General features: G+C 50.2%; 15 protein-coding genes. 13 read left to right on the forward strand and 2 right to left on the reverse strand.

All coding sequences use genetic code 11. The annotated features are described in order from the left end of the window. Positions 1 to 182 precede the first annotated feature (182 nt). The 12 genes from PHH59_RS13200 (at position 183) to PHH59_RS13255 (ending at position 10,998) form a co-directional block, all read left to right on the forward strand. Positions 183 to 779 (forward strand): DedA family protein, encoded by a 597-nt coding sequence (locus tag PHH59_RS13200; RefSeq protein ID WP_300016924.1) that lies wholly within the window; start codon positions 183 to 185, stop codon positions 777 to 779. A 249-nt stretch (positions 780 to 1,028) separates the two neighbouring features. Continuing rightward, positions 1,029 to 1,589 (forward strand): Uma2 family endonuclease, encoded by a 561-nt coding sequence (locus PHH59_RS13205; RefSeq protein WP_300016927.1) that lies wholly within the window; start codon positions 1,029 to 1,031, stop codon positions 1,587 to 1,589. A gap of 103 nt (positions 1,590 to 1,692) precedes the next feature. After that, a complete protein-coding gene (gene htpG, locus PHH59_RS13210; RefSeq protein ID WP_300016930.1) occupies positions 1,693 to 3,642 on the forward strand; it encodes a molecular chaperone HtpG in 1,950 nt (649 codons plus the stop codon). Between the two features lie 208 nt (positions 3,643 to 3,850). Beyond that, positions 3,851 to 4,690, forward strand: a complete 840-nt coding sequence (locus PHH59_RS13215; RefSeq protein WP_300016933.1) for a sulfotransferase — start codon at positions 3,851 to 3,853, stop codon at positions 4,688 to 4,690. Next, the gene (locus PHH59_RS13220) at positions 4,690 to 5,691 is read left to right on the forward strand and encodes a glycosyltransferase family 2 protein (RefSeq protein ID WP_300016936.1); all 1,002 of its coding nucleotides are present in this window, start codon (positions 4,690 to 4,692) and stop codon (positions 5,689 to 5,691) included. The genes PHH59_RS13215 and PHH59_RS13220 overlap by 1 nt, the downstream gene beginning before the upstream one ends. 2 nt (positions 5,692 to 5,693) lie before the next feature. Beyond that, positions 5,694 to 7,238 (forward strand): beta-1,6-N-acetylglucosaminyltransferase, encoded by a 1,545-nt coding sequence (locus PHH59_RS13225; protein WP_300016939.1) that lies wholly within the window; start codon positions 5,694 to 5,696, stop codon positions 7,236 to 7,238. Beyond that, positions 7,232 to 8,236, forward strand: coding sequence for a glycosyltransferase family 2 protein (locus PHH59_RS13230; RefSeq protein ID WP_300016942.1), 1,005 nt, complete (start codon positions 7,232 to 7,234; stop codon positions 8,234 to 8,236). The genes PHH59_RS13225 and PHH59_RS13230 overlap by 7 nt, the downstream gene beginning before the upstream one ends. Before the next feature lie 335 nt (positions 8,237 to 8,571). Beyond that, positions 8,572 to 9,066, forward strand: coding sequence for a TlpA disulfide reductase family protein (locus PHH59_RS13235; RefSeq protein ID WP_366145444.1), 495 nt, complete (start codon positions 8,572 to 8,574; stop codon positions 9,064 to 9,066). 2 nt (positions 9,067 to 9,068) lie between these two features. Then, the gene (gene hemJ, locus PHH59_RS13240) at positions 9,069 to 9,494 is read left to right on the forward strand and encodes a protoporphyrinogen oxidase HemJ (RefSeq protein WP_300016947.1); all 426 of its coding nucleotides are present in this window, start codon (positions 9,069 to 9,071) and stop codon (positions 9,492 to 9,494) included. A 41-nt stretch (positions 9,495 to 9,535) separates the two neighbouring features. Next, the gene (locus PHH59_RS13245; protein WP_300016949.1) at positions 9,536 to 10,048 is read left to right on the forward strand and encodes a hypothetical protein; all 513 of its coding nucleotides are present in this window, start codon (positions 9,536 to 9,538) and stop codon (positions 10,046 to 10,048) included. Between the two features lie 12 nt (positions 10,049 to 10,060). Further along, positions 10,061 to 10,504, forward strand: a complete 444-nt coding sequence (locus PHH59_RS13250; protein WP_300016952.1) for a universal stress protein — start codon at positions 10,061 to 10,063, stop codon at positions 10,502 to 10,504. 65 nt (positions 10,505 to 10,569) lie between these two features. Beyond that, positions 10,570 to 10,998 carry a TM2 domain-containing protein gene (locus PHH59_RS13255; protein WP_300016955.1) on the forward strand — a complete coding sequence of 143 codons (429 nt, stop codon included), beginning with the start codon at positions 10,570 to 10,572 and terminating at the stop codon, positions 10,996 to 10,998. Between the two features lie 140 nt (positions 10,999 to 11,138). Here the strand turns inward: PHH59_RS13255 and PHH59_RS13260 are convergent, their stop codons facing one another. Both PHH59_RS13260 and PHH59_RS13265 read right to left on the reverse strand, forming a co-directional pair. Continuing rightward, complete coding sequence (locus tag PHH59_RS13260; RefSeq protein ID WP_300016958.1) at positions 11,139 to 15,122, reverse strand: translocation/assembly module TamB domain-containing protein; 3,984 nt, start codon at positions 15,120 to 15,122, stop codon at positions 11,139 to 11,141. Further along, entirely contained in the window at positions 15,122 to 16,903 is a 1,782-nt protein-coding gene (locus PHH59_RS13265; RefSeq protein ID WP_300016961.1) for an autotransporter assembly complex family protein, read from the reverse strand. The genes PHH59_RS13260 and PHH59_RS13265 overlap by 1 nt, the downstream gene beginning before the upstream one ends. Before the next feature lie 498 nt (positions 16,904 to 17,401). Here PHH59_RS13265 and PHH59_RS13270 point away from each other — a divergent pair. Then, positions 17,402 to 18,478, forward strand: a 1,077-nt coding sequence (locus tag PHH59_RS13270) for an ABC transporter substrate-binding protein (RefSeq protein ID WP_300016964.1), incomplete at its 3' end; no start/stop codon positions are given.

Raw genomic sequence — 18,478 nt, forward strand, 5'->3', positions numbered from 1 at the left:
TTGCGTTTAAAAGTGGTAAGTATCGGGGAAATGCAAAAGGCTTACAAGGTTTCCGTTGTGGGCGGGGAGTTAAGCGATAAATATTTAATACTCTGGCCTGTTTCTCTGATATGGTTTATTCGTATCAGGGCAAGCCGAATCCACAAGCTTGCCAATTTACCCCTAACAAATGAGAAAACAATATGTTACACGAAATCATCAACTGGCTGGTCGAGACTATCGGTGCTATGGGCTATCTCGGCATTTTTCTGCTGATGGCGATGGAAAGCTCGATTATCCCCATTCCCAGCGAAATCATCATGCCACCCGCCGGTTATTTGGTGCATGAGGGCAAGATGAACATGGCCTTGGTGATTTTAAGCGGAACCTTGGGCAGCTTGTTTGGCGCGTATGTCAATTATTTTGCCGCGCATTATCTGGGCAGGCCATTTTTGCTGAAATACGGGCATTATGTTTTGATTGGCGAAACTACATTTCTGCGAGTGGAAAAATACTTTGCCGAGCATGGCGAAATTTCCACGTTCATAGGCCGTTTGTTGCCGGTCATCCGCCATTTGATTTCCATACCCGCCGGATTGGCGGGCATGAATCATGTCAAATTTTCCCTCTATACCTTGTTCGGTGCCTTTTTCTGGGTGTCCATCTTGACGTTGATCGGCTATTTTCTGGGTCAAAACAAAGCGTTGATTGCAGAATATTCGCATCAATTGGTGATAGGTTTAGTCGTTTTTAGTGTAGTGTTGGTGGCGGTTTATGTGAAGCTTAAGCCGAAATTGTGAGTGGAAATGGTGTGTGGACAACGCGGCTCTATCGTTGCGGGACGGAGTTTGAACCAACAGTAGGCGCATTAGGCGTGCCCGTTCTTAACTTTTATTGCGTCTAACGGCATTAAAACGTTACGGAACGGGTTGCAAACCCGTTCCGGCACAAGCACTTTGTCTGTTCCCAAAATCATCTATTGCCACAGCGTGAAGGTTGTGGAACATTAATCCTCGCTGGCTGCCATCTGTCAACAACAGGAGAACCCAATGAACGCTATTTTAAAACCTAGCCTTTACGAACAACTTATGAATTTGCCGGAGCATGTCACCGGGGAGATTTTGAATGGCGGACTGTATGCGATGCCGCGTCCGTCTGGAAAGCATGGATTAGCGGAGGGCGCACTTAACATACGGATTGGCACGCCATTTGGATTTGGCGAAGGCGGACCAGGCGGCTGGCGTATTATCGTTGAACCCGAAGTGCATTTTATCCGTGATGTGGAAGTGGCTGTGCCGGATTTGGCGGGTTGGCGGCGGGAGCGGATGCCTAGCGTCCCCGAAGGCCATCGGTTTGAGATTGTCCCCGATTGGGTGTGTGAAATCTTGTCACCGTCCACCGCCAAGAAAGACCGTGTGGTGAAGCTGCCGATTTATGCGCGGTATGGTGTGCCATTCGTGTGGATAGTCGATCCGGTGGCGCAGACTTTGGAGGCGTTTGAATTGCAACAAGGCCGTTGGACGTTGATTGCCACGCTCAAGGATGATGATGCGGTTGCGGTGCCGCCGTTTGATGCCGTGACGTTTTCGTTGGCGGATTTGTGGGGGTAAGGCACCTACTGTTGCCCACCCTGCAAAACTCCCGTCACTTGAAAAAAATTCCCATTGCCCCCACATTTGTGTTGTTCACATTTACCATCGGGAATTATCAAACATGACTGTTGAAACTAAAAAAGAAACCCTGGGCTTCCAAACTGAAGTCAAGCACCTGTTACATTTAATGATCCACTCCTTGTACAGCAACAAGGAAATTTTCTTGCGCGAGTTGGTTTCCAACGCCTCCGATGCCGCCGATAAATTGCGTTTTTTGGCTTTGTCCGATGAAAGCCTGTACGAAGGCGACAGCGAGCTGAAAATCCGCTTGGAATTTGATAAAGAGAAAGGCACGATCACCATTATCGACAACGGTGTCGGCATGACCCGTGAAGAAGTGCAGGAGCATATCGGCACGATTGCCAAATCCGGCACGAAACAATTTTTTGAAGCCTTGACTGGCGACCAGGCCAAAGACAGCGAATTGATCGGTCAATTTGGCGTGGGTTTTTACTCCGCATTTATCGTTGCCGACAAAGTGACACTGATCACCCGCAAAGCCGGACAAGCAGCCGACCAAGCGACCCGTTGGGAATCCGCTGGCGAAGGCGATTACACCATCGAAACGGTGGAAAAAGCCGGGCGCGGCACCGAAATCGTGCTGCATTTGAAAGAAGCGGAAAGCGAGTTTTTGGACGGCTACCGCATCCGCTCCATCATCCGTAAATTCTCCGACCATATTTCTTTGCCTATCGTCATGGACAAGGAAGCAGCACCTAGTTACGACGAGGAACCGGAAGAAGGCGAAGAGCCACAAGAAAAAGTGGTGCCGGAAATTGTTGAAGAGACCATCAACAGCGCGTCGGCCTTATGGACTAAATCGCGTTCAGAAATTTCTGATAACGATTACAACGAGTTCTACAAGCACGTCGGCCATGATTATCAAGACCCGCTGACCCACGTCCACAGCAAAGTCGAGGGCACGAACGAATACACCTTGTTGTTGTACGTCCCCGCCCGTGCGCCGTTTGATTTGTGGGACAGGGATGCCAAACACGGCGTGAAGCTGTACATCCGCAAAGTCTTTATCACTGACGATGCCGAGCAGTTGATGCCGCGTTATTTGCGTTTTATCCGGGGGATTATTGACGCGAATTCCTTGCCGCTGAACGTGTCGCGCGAAATTCTGCAACAAAGCAAGCAAATCAGCACCATCAAATCCGGTGCGGTGAAAAAAGTGCTGGGCATGTTGGAAGGTCTGGCGAAAAACGACGCGGAAAAATACGCCAAGTTCTGGGAAGATTTCGGTCCGGTCATGAAGGAAGGTGTTATCGAAGACCACGCCAACAAAGAGCGTATCGCCAAATTGTTGCGTTTTGCCTCCACCCACAATGACACTAACGAGCAAAATGTCACGCTGGAAGATTACGTCAGCCGCATGAAAGAAGGCCAGGATAAAATCTATTACGTCACTGCCGACAGTTTCGCTGCGGCAAAAAACAGCCCGCATCTGGAAATTTTCCGCAAAAAAGGTATTGAAGTCCTGTTGTTGTCTGATCGTATCGACGAATGGCTGATCAGTAACTTAAGTGATTTTGACGACAAACACCTGCAATCCGTTGCCAAAGGCGATTTGGATTTGGGCACGTTGGATACTGAAGAAGAGAAAAAAGCCCAGGAAGAAGTCAGCCATGATTTTGAGTCGGTCTTGAAACAAATCAAAGACGTGTTGGGCGAGAAAGTCAGCGAAGTGCGCTTGAGCCACCGTCTGACCGAATCCCCCGCGTGTTTGGTGGCGGATGTTTACGGCATGAGCCTGAACATGGAGCGCATCATGAAAGACGCGGGCCAGTTGATGGGCGGTATGGGCATGGGCCGCAAACCTATCCTTGAAATCAATCCTGACCATGCCTTGATTGCGCGGTTGAAAAACGAGCAGGACGACAGCCGTTTTGGCGATTTGACACACATCCTGTTTGACCAGGCGATTTTGAGCGAAGGCGGGCAATTGGATGACCCGGCGGCGTTTGTGCATAAGTTGAACGGCTTGTTGCAAGGTTTGCTGCATTAAAGGCTGCTTGTATTAAGCATGGGTGATGATAAAAAAGGCTGGATGATCTCCAGCCTTTTTTATGTAGTGAATTTTACTTATCCGCTTTTTTTATATTCATTGCTTGTCAGGATTAAGCCAATGCTGAGAGTGCTATTTGTTAAGTTGTCATCGAAAAGGGTATAAAATATCGGGCAAATGTGTAAGATATTTCACAAAAACACTTTTCATGAATCAATTACCTTCCTTTCTTTGCATCGGCATGCAAAAAGCCGGTACGTCTTGGCTTTATGAAATGCTGCTTCAACATCCTGATATTTGGTTGCCGCCGATAAAAGAGCTGCATTATTTCGACCATTTGTATTGCCCGGACAACCGCTCATGGACCCAATGGCATATCCAACATGCCGCCAAGAACCTTATTAAAGATCAGCTTGAACAGGCCAAAGCGGTTGATTTTTCTTTCATCCGCTATCTTGCCACCATGGCTATGAGACCATTGTTTACGGAAATCTGGTACCGGCGGGCCTTTAACCGCCAAGCCGCCAACGGTAAGATTTTGGGCGACATTACACCGGAATACTGCGCCATTGGCGATGAAGGGGTTGCTTACGTTAAACACTTGCTGGGCGAGGTGAAAATTATCTGGATTGTCCGTGATCCGGTGGAGCGGGCCTTGTCGCAGTTGCGTATGAATATCGAGCGGCGTGGCCTTGACAGTGGTATGACGCTTTCCGAATGGCTGAAATTGGCAAATGCCACAGAAGTGCTTAACCGTGGCAATTATGCGGATTATATTCCCCGTTGGGAACGGCAGTTTGGTCGCGAGGGCATATTGTTCATGCCTTTTCAGCACATTGGCCGGCAGCCGTACAAGGTATTGCAGCAAATAGAAAGTTTTATCGGTGTTGGGCAATGGGATGCTTATACAGGGCTAGACAAAAAAATTCATGCGACACAAGCCTATACCGTGCCAAAAGAAGTCAGTGTTTATTTTTCCGAATTATTCCAGCCGCAATACCGGTTTTTGGAAAGTTATTTTACGGCTGATTTTGTCAGCGCGATTTGATGCAAAAAATCCTCCGTTTTCTTAAAAAAGCCATCCCACTTTATCTGAAGGCCCGCCGTCATGGCGGTGACCTGGTGTTAGTGAATGACCGTACAACGCACATAAAAGCCGATGATGTGCTGGCGTTTGTCGTGCTGCGTAATGAAGCCGTGCGGATTCCCTACTTTTTGGATTATTACCGCAAATTAGGGGTGAATCATTTTTTGTTTGTAGATAATGATTCCAACGACGGTTTCCTCGATGTCATCGGGGCGGCGTCGGATTGTTCTGTCTGGCATACCTGCGCCAGTTATAAAGAGGCTAAATACGGCGTCTATTGGCTAAATTATTTGCTTCGGCGATACGGGTCAGGGCATTGGTGCCTGACCTTGGATCCTGACGAATTTCTGGTGTATCCGTATTGCCATAGCCGTTCTGTGCGGGAACTGGCCCAATACCTTGAACAGGAAGGCAAGCCGTCTTTTTTTACCGTGATGCTGGATATGTATGGCGAAGGGCTTGTGGATGAAGCTTTGTATAAGCCAGGACAGGACCCGCTGGAGGTCTGCCCGTGGTTTGATGCGTCCGGTTATTTTCAGGATAGACGCCCCAATTACGGCGAATGGTGGATACGCGGCGGTGTGCGGCGGCGGGTGTTTTTTGCCGACCAGCCGGATTTGTCACCCGCGTTGAACAAAACCGTGCTGGTGAAATGGCGATGGTATTATGCTTACATTGCTTCCACGCATATTGTTTGGCCGAAGCGGCTGAATAATCCGCATTTTTCCGATACCCTGGCACCCACCGGTTGTTTGCTGCATTTTAAATATTTGGCGGCATTTCGGGAAAAGGCCGAAGAAGAATTGGAGCGTAAACAGCATTACGCCGGTTCGCTTGAATATGACCGCTACCTGACTGGTTTGAATGACAATCTGTGCTTATGGACATCGGCATCGGTGCGTTTTCAAAGTTGGCAACACTGTGTTGATTTAGGGCTTATGAATATCGGGCGTTGGTTTTGAGCATGAAATTGGCATTTATTATTTTGGCGCATGATGATGCCGAAAACCTGTTCCGCTTAATCAAGCGTCTGCTTTCAAAGGATGATTTGGTGGTCGTCCATTGGGATAAAAAAAATCCCTACGATATATTGGCTGCCGCCCATGAAAAATTCGAGGCCAAAACTCGCTCGCGCCTACGTTTTGCCCGCCCTGTCGCGGTGGAGTGGGGGCGCTGGTCGATGGTGGAAGCTACGTTGTCGTGTCTGGAAGAACTGGAACAATCAGTCGAAGTGTTTGATTATGTGGTGTTGCTGAGCGGTGTGGATTATCCTGTCAAACCCATCAGCGCATTAAAGGCTTTTCTGGCTCAACAGGGTGACAAGGAATACATCGAATGTGTTGACCCGGAACACAGTGCCTGGGTGGTGGACGGACTGGTGCAGGAACGTTATCAGCAGTATCACTGGATTAACTGGCGTGACCATCCCAAGCTGTTCAGCTTTATCGTGTCTTTGCAGAAAAAATTGGGGATTAAACGCAAGCTCCCTGGGCAGCTTAAGGCCCATTTGGGTTCGCAGTGGTGGGCATTGACCTGGCCCACTTTACAAAAGATTTTACAAATGGGCCGACGTCGGAAAATCCGTGCTTTTTTTTCCCGCACCTGGGTGCCGGATGAGCTATTTTTCCCCACGCTGGTTGCCGCCTTAGTCCCCCGTAAACGCATAGTCTCCAGCGGGCTTACTTTCTACCATTTCTCCCATCAGGGCAGGCCTTTGGTGTTTTACAACGACCATTTCGATTTTCTTGTCAAACAAGAGGCGTTTTTTGCACGCAAATTATCCCCGCAGGCAACTGATTTACGGGATCGCTTGGACTATTTTATTGACAATGTTGCGCTAGCCCTTCAACCGATCAACGCATTATCGAAACAATTGGCCGATTATGAACATTTTATTGCGGTACAGTGGCGCGGCCTTCCGGGGCGTCGTATCATCGGTCGGCAAGTGGATGCGTGGTATGGTGATTTGGAATGGAACAAGCTGCCTTATTTTGTCATTCTTTGTTATCCGGGTGCGCGGCTTGAGCCATTAAGGGAGGCGCTGAACGCTATGCCGAATATTTGTTGTTACGGCGAAATTTTTCGCGGCGGCCACATAGATTATGGATTGCCCGGTCGGGAACATCCCCTGTATCCAGAAAACAAACCGGCTTTACGGGATATGAAACGCCCTAATTTCTTAGGTGATCTGCTACATGCCAATCATGGGCGTTTAGTGGGTTTTATTCTGCGCCTACCGTGCGGCAATGAAATGGAGAAAATGGTGATTTATGACCCACAGGCCACGCTTATTTTTGTTTTTCCTGATGATCGTTATTTGGCCGCCAATGCCATCAATTGGCAGTGTGCTTTTGAAAGCATGATCATGCACGATAACCTGGCCGAAGCACGTCGGGTCGGAAAACAGAGCGTGATGTTGGTGGCCCTGGATGATGATTCCCTTTCGTTGGCGTCTATTGCCCAAGCAACCGCACATATCGGTTGTTTACCGGCGGGGATTGCATGTTAAGTTTTTGGGGCATATTAGGCCAGGTTGCCGTAAACAGCCATGAGCGGCTCCTTTCTTTGGACATGTCCGGTTATCCTGGCAACTCCCTTGGCAGTAAGCGCTTGGTGATGACTTTATTGGTCAGGAATGAAGCCGATGTCATCGAAGGCAACCTACGTTTCCATCTCGACCACGGTGTCGATTTCATCGTCGTGACGGATAACGGGTCCAGTGACGGCACGACGGAAATATTGGAAGAATATGCCAAAAAAGGCGTGGTGCATCTGATCCATGAATCCAGCCGGATATTCCAGCAATGCACCTGGGTGAACAATATGGGCGCATTGGCTTATTCGGCGTTTGCGGCGGACATGATTTTTCATGCGGATGCCGATGAACTCTGGCATCCTGCTAGCGGTTCGTTAAAAACCGAGCTGTATCTCAATAGCCAGGTTGATGTTTTGTCGGTGCCGGTCAGAAATATGTTGACTGCCAACAAAGGCGGCAATGAACGCTTTCCTGAGGATGTGGTTTATGAAGTCGCCAATCCGATCATCAAATCCGTGCATAAGGTGATGAATGAGGTGGGTTGGCGTTCGTTTTTGTTATACCGCTATCCGAATAAAGTGATTTATAAAACTCGCCAGGGTTACTTGGAAGTCGTGCAGGGCAATCATGACATTCAGCCGCGCTATTGGCAAAAATATAATAAAAAATCGTCCTGTGATATTGAGATCCTGCATTTTCCGGTGCGTGGCTTTGAGCAGTTTTGCCGGAAAATCATCAATAATGGTGAGGGCTTGGAAAATCTGGAACAACGTTTTGGTAGCAAGCCGATACATGCCTGGCATGTCAAGCGTTGGTACGCTTTGTATAAATCCGGTGGGCTTGATGAAGAATATCAACGATTGCTGAATTTGGAGGCTTATTTGGACAAAGGCGTATTGTCGCCGCTCAGCCAGCAACGCTTGCAGGTGTTGAGCTACTTTGAGAATTTTGCCGACGTGCTGGCTGAGTGACGTAAGGCGATTTCCAAGAATGAATGTACCCAAATCGCGCAGGATTTTTGCTCATTTTCAAGGCGTAAAAATAGGCGGATAGTTGATGTAGGCCGGAATAAGGCCGCCCGTGCGAAGCACATGGTGGGTGTTTCCGGCAATGGGAAAGGATGTTTGCCGGAAACAACCGTTCTCGCTATCGCCCGAACGGTCTTATTCCGGCCTACGCAAATCCCCGTCAAACTAAAAACCTGATTAGCTGAAGCATCTTGCTAATCAGGACTAAAAATGACTGAGTACTAGTTTTGTATAGCAGCAATCACTGAATAAATTTGAATACTATTAAGATAATGGCAATGGCACAAAAACTGACGGGATTATGTTTGGCGATAGCCGTAATCCTGCTTCTGGCAATGAATAGGCCGCAAACTTTAGCCACCGTGCCTGAGTTGACCGTGACCACCATCACCGGCCAGCGGATTGACTTGAAAACCTTGCGTGGCAAACCCGTCATCGTGACGTTTTGGGCGACCGATTGCCCTGGCTGCATCAAAGAAATCCCGCATTTGCTTGAGTTGTATCAGGCTTACCAAGCCCGTGGCTTGGAACTGCTGGCGATAGCCATGTACTATGACCCGCCTAGCCATGTGCTTGCCATGAGCGAAGCCCGGCATTTGCCTTATCCGGTGGTGTTGGACTTAAAAGCCGACTATGCAAAGGCTTTTGGACAAGTGGCATTGACGCCGACCACCTTCTTAATCGCCCCTGATGGCCGCATTGCCTTGCAATACATCGGCTTGTTCGATACCCAAGCCATGCGCACCGCCATTGAAACATTTTTGAAAGGATAATTATGCTTTGGTTAAAAGCCCTGCATTTGATTTTTATGGTGACCTGGTTTGCGGGCCTGTTTTATTTGCCGCGTTTGTTCGTTTACCATGCGATGAGCAGCGATGCCATCAGCATTGAGCGTTTTAAGGTGATGGAGCGTAAATTATATTTTGGCATTATGACGCCGGGTATGGTGGCGACCTGGATTTTTGGACTCTGGATGTTGCACAGCTATGCCTGGGAGCTTTACTCTGGCGGTGGTTGGCTACACGCCAAACTGACGCTGTTGGTCTTATTGGTGGTTTACCACGTTTTTTGCGGCGTGTGGCTGTTGGATTTTCAACATGACCGCAATCGCCATTCCCATGTCTATTATCGTTGGATGAACGAAGTGCCGGTGTTATTTTTGTTGGGCATAGTGATTTTGGCAGTCGTCAAACCGTTTTAGTGGTAACAAAGCAGGGCAAGCAAACGCCCAAGGAACCCCTTATGTTCGACCTGATAAAGCGATTGTTCGATATTTGCCTGTTCAGAAAAGGCCCGCAAGACTTGCCCTATCAGGCTGTCTTGCTGTACTTGTTAATTAGCATCAATGCGCTGGTCAGCTTTTTAATGCTGTTTATGGAACATGGCGGTTTAAGCGCCGTGTTGCAAGCCATCACCGGCATTGTTTTGGAAATGGTGCTTAGCACCTTCATTTTGTATGGTTTTGGCAAACTGGCACGGTTTCAACAAACGGCTTCTGCCTTGTTAGGTACCGGCGCCTTGCTTAGTTTTTTTGCCCTGCCGGTAATGGCGACCATGATCCTGGGGCAGGGGGGGATAGCCGTGTTTTTCCTGATGGTGGCGATACTGATCTGGCATTGGGGTGTTGTCGGACACATCATGCACCACGCCTTGGATAAGCCTATTAGTTTTAGTTTGGGTTTGGCGTTGTTATATTTGCTGGCATCTTATAAAGTAATGGCCTTGCTTTTTCCTGAACTATCAAACGCTAATTAAAGAGAGGTGATTATGTCAAAATACCAGCATATTTTATTGGCGGTAGATTTTTTTGAGCACGACGATGTTGTCATTGCAAGGGCGCAGGACTTGGCGGTCACCTATCAAGCCAAATTAAGCATCATCCATATCGTGGACAGTTTGCCAATTGTTGATGCGGGTTATGGTGGGGAATTGCCATATCAGGTTGATTTGGCTAATGAATTGATGGAAATAGCCAAGACTAAATTGATCAAGCTGGCAGAAAAGCTTGGCGTTGCCGAGGATAGCGTTTGGCTGGAAATGGGCAGTGCCAAATTGGAAATTATCCGTGTTGCCGAAGAGCAAAACGTCGATTTGATTGTGGTCGGTTCACACGGACGCCACGGATTGGCCCTGTTGCTGGGTTCAACGGCCAACAGCATACTGCATCATGCCAAATGTGACGTGTTGGCGGTGCGCTTGCCTATTGAATAAGCCACATAATTCAATAATATCGGGCGTGTGTTCTAAGTAATCAATAATAAAGGGGGGATTAAGAAATGATTGGTCATATTGAGAGTTATGATCCAGACAACCAAACTGGTGTCATAAAAAGCGATGAAAAATTTTTTGCTTTTCATATTGATGATTGGGTGGCGCAAGAGCAGCCGGAACAGGGCGATGACATCAAGTTTGATGCAGACGGCACTGCTGCAAAAAATATTGATCTGGTCGGCGCGTATCTGGAAAAGCCGAAACCTGTCAAATACAAATATGTGGCGGCGGCATTGGCGATTTTATTGGGGTCATTAGGATTACATCGGCTTTATCTGGGGCAATACCTATTGGTTTTGCGCCAAATCATCATCACCGTGGCATTAGGCTATGCCGGTTTTTTGGCGTTCGCCGTGGCATGGGGATTCATTGATGGCTTTTTGATTATTGCCGGACACATTAACAAAGATGCCAAAGGCCGGCCTTTTAAATAGATGCTGGCTACTAATAAAATGATTATTTGGCATGGTTTTGATTAAGCCCCGCCTGTTCCCCATTCCAGCTCAAAATTAATCAGATGTTAAATTGATGTGTTGTTTTTCGTGGACGGAACGTAACGGCAGTTAAAATCGCCTTAATATTCATACTGATAAATCACGCCCAAGCTATTGGGGTTGGCATTTTTGTTAGACGTGGAACTTGCACCTACGGCGGCTTCCAGTTTGATATGCTTGGTCAAATCAATTTGGATGGTCGCTTGCGGGCCGCCGCTGAGTCCTTGGCGGGTTCCCAGATAAATGCCAGGCGCCACGTAACTTCCCGCTTCCACCGACGTGTTTTTACCGCCGACAGTCAGGCGGTCAAGCCCCAAGGTCTGCCGGACGCTATCCAGCGGGTCGCCAAAACCGGAGGTCGCCCCCGACAGCGTGGCGACGGCGGAACCGATTTGCACAATTTCCAGGACGCTCAAACTGCTGGCACTACGGCTGAACAGCAAGCGGGCGAGAATTTCATCTTGAGGCAGGTCGGGGACGCTGCTTAAGCTGATTTTGGGTTTATTCGCAGTCCCGCTGATGGTCAGCGTTGCCGTGATATTGTCGCTGCTGGTATTGGCGACGAAATTGAGCGACGGGTCAGTCAAACGTCCGCTGTCAAACCCCACTTTGCCTTGGGAAAAAGTCAGCGTTTTTCCGCCTAGCGTAAACTGACCACGGCGCAATTTAAAACCGCCATCAGGCCTTGGATTGCTCACCGTTCCGCGTACTCCCACCGTACCGTTCAGTTCGGCATCGACACCGCGCCCCCGCACAAAAATCTCATCAGCGGCAGAAATAATCAGGTTCAGTTTGATAACGGAATTGGCGGTGGCAGGCGGTGGTGCTTGGTTTTCTGGCGTTTGCAATTTAAGCACGGCGATGTTGGCGGGCAGGTATTCAGGTATGCGGATGTCGGCGCGGTTGATTTTGATGGCGCCTAGCACTAGCAGTTCTTCTGCTGCCAAACCGCGCACGCTCAGGTCGGCATCGAGGTTTACGGTCAAGCGGTCACTTGCCAATGGCTTTGCCTCTTTTGCGGTTAGGGTCAGATTGACCGGCACACCGGTTTTGAGCAAGTCGATGCTGCCTTTGACATCAATCGTGCCTTTTCCTGCCTGCGCTTGCAGTTTGTCTACCAGCAATTGCCCGCCTTTTGCCGTGATCAGCCCATTGATGGCGGTCAAATTGGCACCGATGGCATAATCACGTATTTCAACCTTGGTCAGCCTGGCGGTTCCGGTCACTTGCGGTTCTGCCAGCGTACCGACCAAGCCGCCGTCGATGGCAATCTGTCCGCGTACCCGACGGCCATTGGCGGTGAGCAAGGGATCGAATAGTTTCAACTCGATAGTGCCGGTGGTTTTTAAGTCGAACAGGCCATCCGCATTGAGCGGGGCTAGGCCGGACAGGGTCAGTTCCGCATTTTCCCCGGCTTTGAGCTTGGCCTGTATTTGTGCATTGCTGCCGTCCAGTTCTGCCGTGGCGTCAAATTGGGCGGCGGGCAGGGCATCCCCATTGCCCGACAGCAACCGCATATCGCTTCCGTTTATCGCCAGTGTGCCGATAGGCTGCGCGATAGAACCCTGCAATTTAGCATCTGCCGAGACAGTACCGGACGCTTTAAGATCCGGTTTTAATAATTTCAGCAAAGCTAGGGAAACTTTCTGCAAACTTGCGGTGATGTCCAGCTTAGGGCTGATTTGTCCATCGGCTTGCACTATCGCATCGTCCAAACCTAGGCGTAACTGTTTGATTGCCAAGCCATTGGACAAGGCGATGCTGGCAGGTGCCAACAGCCGCAGGGATTGTTTTTTCCAAACGGCATGTAAGTCATTGATTTCAATTTCTTTGTTGGCTGCCGAGAACCGGGCCTTGCTGCTGGCTTCAAGTGGTGCGCCTGCCAAGTTGTCTAGGCAGGCGGACAATTGCAAACCCAGCTCATTGGGTGTGCCATTGAAATCCAATTGCGTAACGCCGCTTAACTCGCCGATTGCCAAACCCTCAAGCTTAAGCTGCCCGTCCAGGTGCGGTTTGTTGATCGGGTCACGGATGGTCAATTTCAGGGTGGAACCGGCAATCATCAGGTCTTCCGATAATCCGGTATTGCGGGCGGCAACGTTTAGGTAAGCATGGGTTTGTTGGCCTTGCCGGGCGGTTTTTAGCGTCGCGGTCAGCGCACCGGATAAAGGCTGCCCAAGCAAGATGCGGAAATCTTCCAGACGTTTTACCGTGATAGCCAGGTTTCCAATCGGCAATACACTTTGTTTTGCCAGATTCATCGACCCTTGCGTATGCAGGCTTTTCCAGTCGGCGCGGTTTATGTTGAACTGCAAGGACTGGTTGTTTTGGGGTTTGACATCCATCGCCAATTCCAAAGGCGAACCTGCCAAGACGGTGTGGGCGTTGAGCTGACCGATGGCCTGGTTAGGCAAATGTTCAACTTTAACTTTCGCCGCCACAGGTTGGCGAGGAAATGAATGCGTTGCCATGTCGCCGGAAACATCGGCAAGCGCGGTGAAATCGTCCAGCGGGCCGCTGACTAGGCCACGGGCCACCAGTTTGCCGCTGATTTTTTCGGCGATTGCGCCCAGGTCATTCAGGCCAACTTGCCAGTTAAATTGGGCAAGCTGGTTTTTAAGGCCGCCGTCGGCTTGCACAGTGATTGCCTTGCCGTTCAATTGGAAACACGACAAGTCCATATCCGCCCCGCTTATCGACATTGCGGCGGCTATGCTGGTTTGCTTGCCTAGCAGTTTCACCAGCACCGGATCACCGCCAGTGATTGCCAAACCCCCATCTAGCGTGATTTCACTGGCTTGGTCCAGTTGCCGTGCTTTCAGGCCCACTTTGCTGTTGCCTGCCAAATCTAATCCCGACAAAGCCGCCAGCGGTTTCAAATTGGGCAAGTCCAGCAGCAATTGGGCTTGGACTTGGCCTGATGTGAGGGCATCACCGGAAACCGTGAACAAAGGATGCTGGAGTTTGAGCGTCACCGGGCGTTGTGCCTGGTCGAGCCGGATGCCCGCTTGCAAGTTTAGGGTTTGTGCTTGCAAGAGATCGTTTGTTGTCCCTGCCAGCGTCAGTTTGTCCACTGCGCCGGTCAATTCAAGCTGGCCGGTATTGCCTTGTAAGGACAGGTTGACGTGTCCGATACCCATGTCGCTGGAACGTAGCCCTTTCATATCGACATTGGCGTGGATGCTAGGCTTGCTTAATTCCCCTTGCAATGTACCCAGTATGCTCAGGCTTTGCCATCCGAGATGGGCGTGGGCTTGCATTGCGGGTGCTGTGGTGGAAATTTGCCAATCGGCTTGCTGGTTTTGGGCATTGAGCGTGCCCCGTAATTCGGAATTGAGCTTACCCCAAGCCAGATAAGCATGGGTTCGTAACGCCGATAAGGGGCCATCGACACTTGCGGTCAAGGACAATGGCTGGGAATCTTTCAGTCCTGTAAATGCCGCCAGTAGTCCTTGCGCTGGTTCTTCAAAAGACGCATGGAGGCTGATATGGGTGTTGTCAAACTGACCGTTCAAGGTGTAGTTGCCCGTATTTTGCCAATCCCGGACTGACAGTCCGAAGCTGCCCTCGGTCAACGAGGCCACATTCGCATAAGCGTCGAGTTTCAAAATGATGGCTTGCCCGGCCATCGCTGATAAATCTAGCTGTTCGATATGGAGATAGTGCAAATTAATTGCGAAAGGCAATGACCAGTGGGTGGATGCGGCCTGCTCTTTTTGGGGCAGGGATGACGGGACAAATTCGATACGTTCGGCCAGTAATCGCTCGATGTTGGCGACGCGGGACAATAACTGCCACGGATGCCAATCCAGCACCAGTTTGTCTAGGGTCAGCACACCGTTGTCGTCCCGCCAAACGACACGGCCAATCTCTAGCTGCCCAGGAAAATGTCCGCCCAGTCCGGTCACGGTCAATTGCTTGCCGGTCAGTGACGACAAGCTGTCGGTAATGAACATGCGCCCCTTGGCGGTGTTTGCGGCGATGCCCAGCAACAGGCCAGATAGCAACAGTAATCCGCACAGTAAAATCAGCCCTAGCATCAACCCGCGTAGTGTTTTGTGCATCAGAAAGCCTGCCCGAGACCGATGTAAATCTCAAATGAACCGCTATTGGATTGCTGGTTGACCGGCAACGCAAAATCCAAACGCAAAGGCCCGAAACCGGTGTAATAACGTGCGCCGATTCCGGCGCCGACACGCCAGTCACCTGAAGCCAAGAGCGTGTCAGGGCTGACTTGCCCGGCATCGGTAAAGGCGACGATGCCGTAATGTTCGAATAGGCGTTGGCGGAATTCAATCGTAGCCGTGGCAATTGCTTTACCGCCTTGGGGATTGCCATCGCTAAACTGCGGGCCTATGGATTGATAGCGGTAGCCGCGCACGGTATTGCTGCCGCCGCCATAAAAACGTTTGTCAGGCGGCAAGTCAAAACGCCCCGCACCGACAATATCGCCCAGCAAACCCCGCAATGCCAAGACGCTACGGCCTTGGCTATGCCAATCCAGATAGGTCGAAGCGGACAATTGCATTATCACGAACGTGTTGGTTTCGGATCCGGTCAAGGCGACTACGGGTGTGACTGATGGCGTGACGATACTGCCGCTAGTCGGGTCTAATAAGCTGTTGGTGCTGTCATATTTCAAGCTGACGGGCAAGCTGACCAAGGTGTAGTCGTGGGTTTCGCCCGCTTGGGTGATGGTCGATTGCTCAGGGCTTATGCCAATGCCGCCCGTCCAAAACGGCGTCAATTTGCGGCTTAACAGCACTTCGCCCAACACGGCATCTTGGTCATAAGTGCTCAGGCTTTGTTTGATCGCCGCCAGACTGACATGTAGCGTTTGGTCAAGTTGTAGAAAATCCGGTTTGATAAAGTTCAGCCCCACATTATAGCCAATGCCCGTCGTGCTATTGCCACCAATCTGAGTGATGCCGGCAGTGAAATTGAGCTGTTCGCCAAAACCCAAGAGATTGCGGTTCTGCCAGAAACTGGAAAAACTGGCCCCCAAATCGGTGGAATAAGCGGCACCCAGTTGGGTCGTGTGGCGTAAACGTTCGCTTACGATAAACGTGACCGGCAATTGTTGTTGGCTATCCAAGCTTTTGCCAATACGGGTGCGGACAGACGAAAATACGCCGGTGGCCTGTAAATCCTGACGGTTTTTTTCAATATCGGAGAGTTTAAACGGCTCGCCTTTGGCAATTCGCAAATGTCGATCCACAAGATCTGGCTTGACTTGGTTTAGCCCCTTGACGGTAATTTTGCCCAAGGCGACGCGCTTGCCGGACTCTACATGATAGCTGACATCCAACTCATCGGTGTCGGGCAGCAAATGTCCGACGGGTTCATCGACTTTTGCCAGGGCGTAGCCGTGTTCCTGTAAAGCGGTTTGTAATTTTTCCCTTGCTTGTTGGATAGCCGCGGCGCGGGCCGGGGCTTGGTCTTTCAGCGCTAGCCATTGCTTGGCGTCTACCGGCACTTTGCCGTCGATGGACAGGGTGCGTATGTGGTATAAAGCTCCGGGTTCGACGGTAATTTGTATTGATATGGGGGGGCTGGCGGGGGAATAATCAATCGTGTCGTACAGCCCTCGGTCATCCAACGGCCTGTTGGCAATGTGCACCTGGGCTTTACCTTCATAATAGCCCAGGCTGTGCAGCGCCGTCATAAAGCGTTCTTCATCGGCGCGGGCGCGGGCCACCATTGCGAAGGAGCCGACCGGAGCGGCGTCTTTCAAGCTGATTAGCGTACAGGAATCCTTAAGCATTTGATCCAGTTCGGCATCCCCTGTTTGGGCAATCGTGACCGTGTAGGCTTGGGGATCAGCGGCATAAGCTGGTATAACCATCATCAATGCCAAGCGTAAAACCCAGGGGCGCAGCCTCCAAAAGCAATCCATTGGTAAAGCGGAGCTTATCTTCATTGCAGAATCATGCGGTTGATTAATGATGGCATGGTACATCATAGTACTTTTTTGGGATGTTGTTGACTGGAACGACAAATTTCGGGCAGTGCCGCTAAGCCGGCCCAGGATCATCAGTTATCCACATATTCTGTGGATAACGTTGTTGAAAATTACCTAAACAGTATCATAATCGCTTGAATTTGTTGGCTAAGCTTTAGATTGTCCAAATTATTACCAAAAGGTGAATCGGGTCACTATCTTAGGATTTGGCTAAAAATAACATCCCGAACTGCCATTGCCGAAACCATAGAGACCTGGCAGGTTTTTGAAACCTGCCAGGTCTTAAATCAGGAAGTTAATATTGGCCGAATCCTTAGCTGTGCTGGAAATAGTTGTGTACGCTGTTGGCTTGTCTGACTGGTTTTTATTGAAATATTGCTTATGACCGAATCTCTAAAACGCCTGGCCTTTTCCGTGTCGCTAGTGGTGCTTGCCGCCGCCGTGTTGCTGTGGTCTGACCGCCACAACCGCCAGGACGGGCAACCCGCACGCGATCCAGCCCAGCGTATCCCGATAGCCATTTTGCAGCACAGCTCCAACCCGATGATGGATGAAATCAGCCAAGGCGTGTTGGATGGCTTGCACAGCCAAGCTTATGTGGATGGGCATAAACTGGCGATCAGTTTTTACAACGCTGAAAATGACTTGTCCACAGGCAATGCCAATCGCGGTGCGCATATCCCGCATGTGTTCGGCGCGATCACGTCGCCCGTGACCTCCGGGGTCGGCATCAAGGCCCTGGACAGCCTTGATAAGCCGGAGTACATGACCGGCATAGGCACACCGCAACCGGTGGCCGAGATTTTCCGTTTGGCGAAACACATCAATCCGGCCTTAAAAACCGTGGGCGTGGTCTGGAACCCTGCCGAAACCAATTCCGAATACTGCACAAAACTCGCCCGCGCCATTTCCGAAAAACTCGGCATCACCTTGCTGGAAGCGTCGATTGAGCAAAGCAAAGATGTGCGCGAAGCCGCCGAATCGCTAGTGGCGAGGGGTGTGCAAGCGTTTTGGACGGGCGGCGATTCGTCCGTGGACGCCACGGTGGAAAGTTTGACCCAAGTCGCCAAAGCGGCAAGAATTCCCGTGTTTTCCAATATCACCCGACACACCCGGCGCGGCTCGCTGTTTGATTTTGGCGCGGATTATCACGAAGTCGGTGCCGAAATCGGGCGAATTGCGGGCACGGTGTTGGCTGGGGCTGATCCGGCGCAAATGCCTGTGCAAGCCTTTGTCCCCAAACGCATCCAATCGAATGAGAAAGTCCGCAACAGTTTGCGTGATACCTGGATATTTGGCGACGATTTATATCGGGAAGCGAGTATGATTATTTGTTTAGTCCCGCATTTAAATGGTTTACTATATCCTAAACTCAAGGAGCAAAAGCTATGGGGCAACTACTACACGGAACAGCCACGACCACGCACGCCGTCCGAGAAAAAATACAAAACGCTGAAG

This window comes from Methylovulum sp., from assembly GCF_028687615.1.
Lineage (GTDB): Bacteria > Pseudomonadota > Gammaproteobacteria > Methylococcales > Methylomonadaceae > Methylovulum.

Excerpts from the sequence above, each read along its gene's own strand:
- PHH59_RS13200 (WP_300016924.1), top strand. The coding sequence starts at position 183 with ATGTTACACGAAATCATCAACTGGCTGGTCGAGACTATCGGTGCTATG.
- PHH59_RS13205 (WP_300016927.1), top strand. The coding sequence starts at position 1,029 with ATGAACGCTATTTTAAAACCTAGCCTTTACGAACAACTTATGAATTTG.
- htpG (WP_300016930.1), top strand. The coding sequence starts at position 1,693 with ATGACTGTTGAAACTAAAAAAGAAACCCTGGGCTTCCAAACTGAAGTC.
- PHH59_RS13215 (WP_300016933.1), top strand. The coding sequence starts at position 3,851 with ATGAATCAATTACCTTCCTTTCTTTGCATCGGCATGCAAAAAGCCGGT.
- PHH59_RS13220 (WP_300016936.1), top strand. The coding sequence starts at position 4,690 with ATGCAAAAAATCCTCCGTTTTCTTAAAAAAGCCATCCCACTTTATCTG.
- PHH59_RS13225 (WP_300016939.1), top strand. The coding sequence starts at position 5,694 with ATGAAATTGGCATTTATTATTTTGGCGCATGATGATGCCGAAAACCTG.
- PHH59_RS13230 (WP_300016942.1), top strand. The coding sequence starts at position 7,232 with ATGTTAAGTTTTTGGGGCATATTAGGCCAGGTTGCCGTAAACAGCCAT.
- PHH59_RS13235 (WP_366145444.1), top strand. The coding sequence starts at position 8,572 with ATGGCACAAAAACTGACGGGATTATGTTTGGCGATAGCCGTAATCCTG.
- hemJ (WP_300016947.1), top strand. The coding sequence starts at position 9,069 with ATGCTTTGGTTAAAAGCCCTGCATTTGATTTTTATGGTGACCTGGTTT.
- PHH59_RS13245 (WP_300016949.1), top strand. The coding sequence starts at position 9,536 with ATGTTCGACCTGATAAAGCGATTGTTCGATATTTGCCTGTTCAGAAAA.
- PHH59_RS13250 (WP_300016952.1), top strand. The coding sequence starts at position 10,061 with ATGTCAAAATACCAGCATATTTTATTGGCGGTAGATTTTTTTGAGCAC.
- PHH59_RS13255 (WP_300016955.1), top strand. The coding sequence starts at position 10,570 with ATGATTGGTCATATTGAGAGTTATGATCCAGACAACCAAACTGGTGTC.
- PHH59_RS13260 (WP_300016958.1), bottom strand. The coding sequence starts at position 15,122 with ATGCACAAAACACTACGCGGGTTGATGCTAGGGCTGATTTTACTGTGC.
- PHH59_RS13265 (WP_300016961.1), bottom strand. The coding sequence starts at position 16,903 with ATGGTTATACCAGCTTATGCCGCTGATCCCCAAGCCTACACGGTCACG.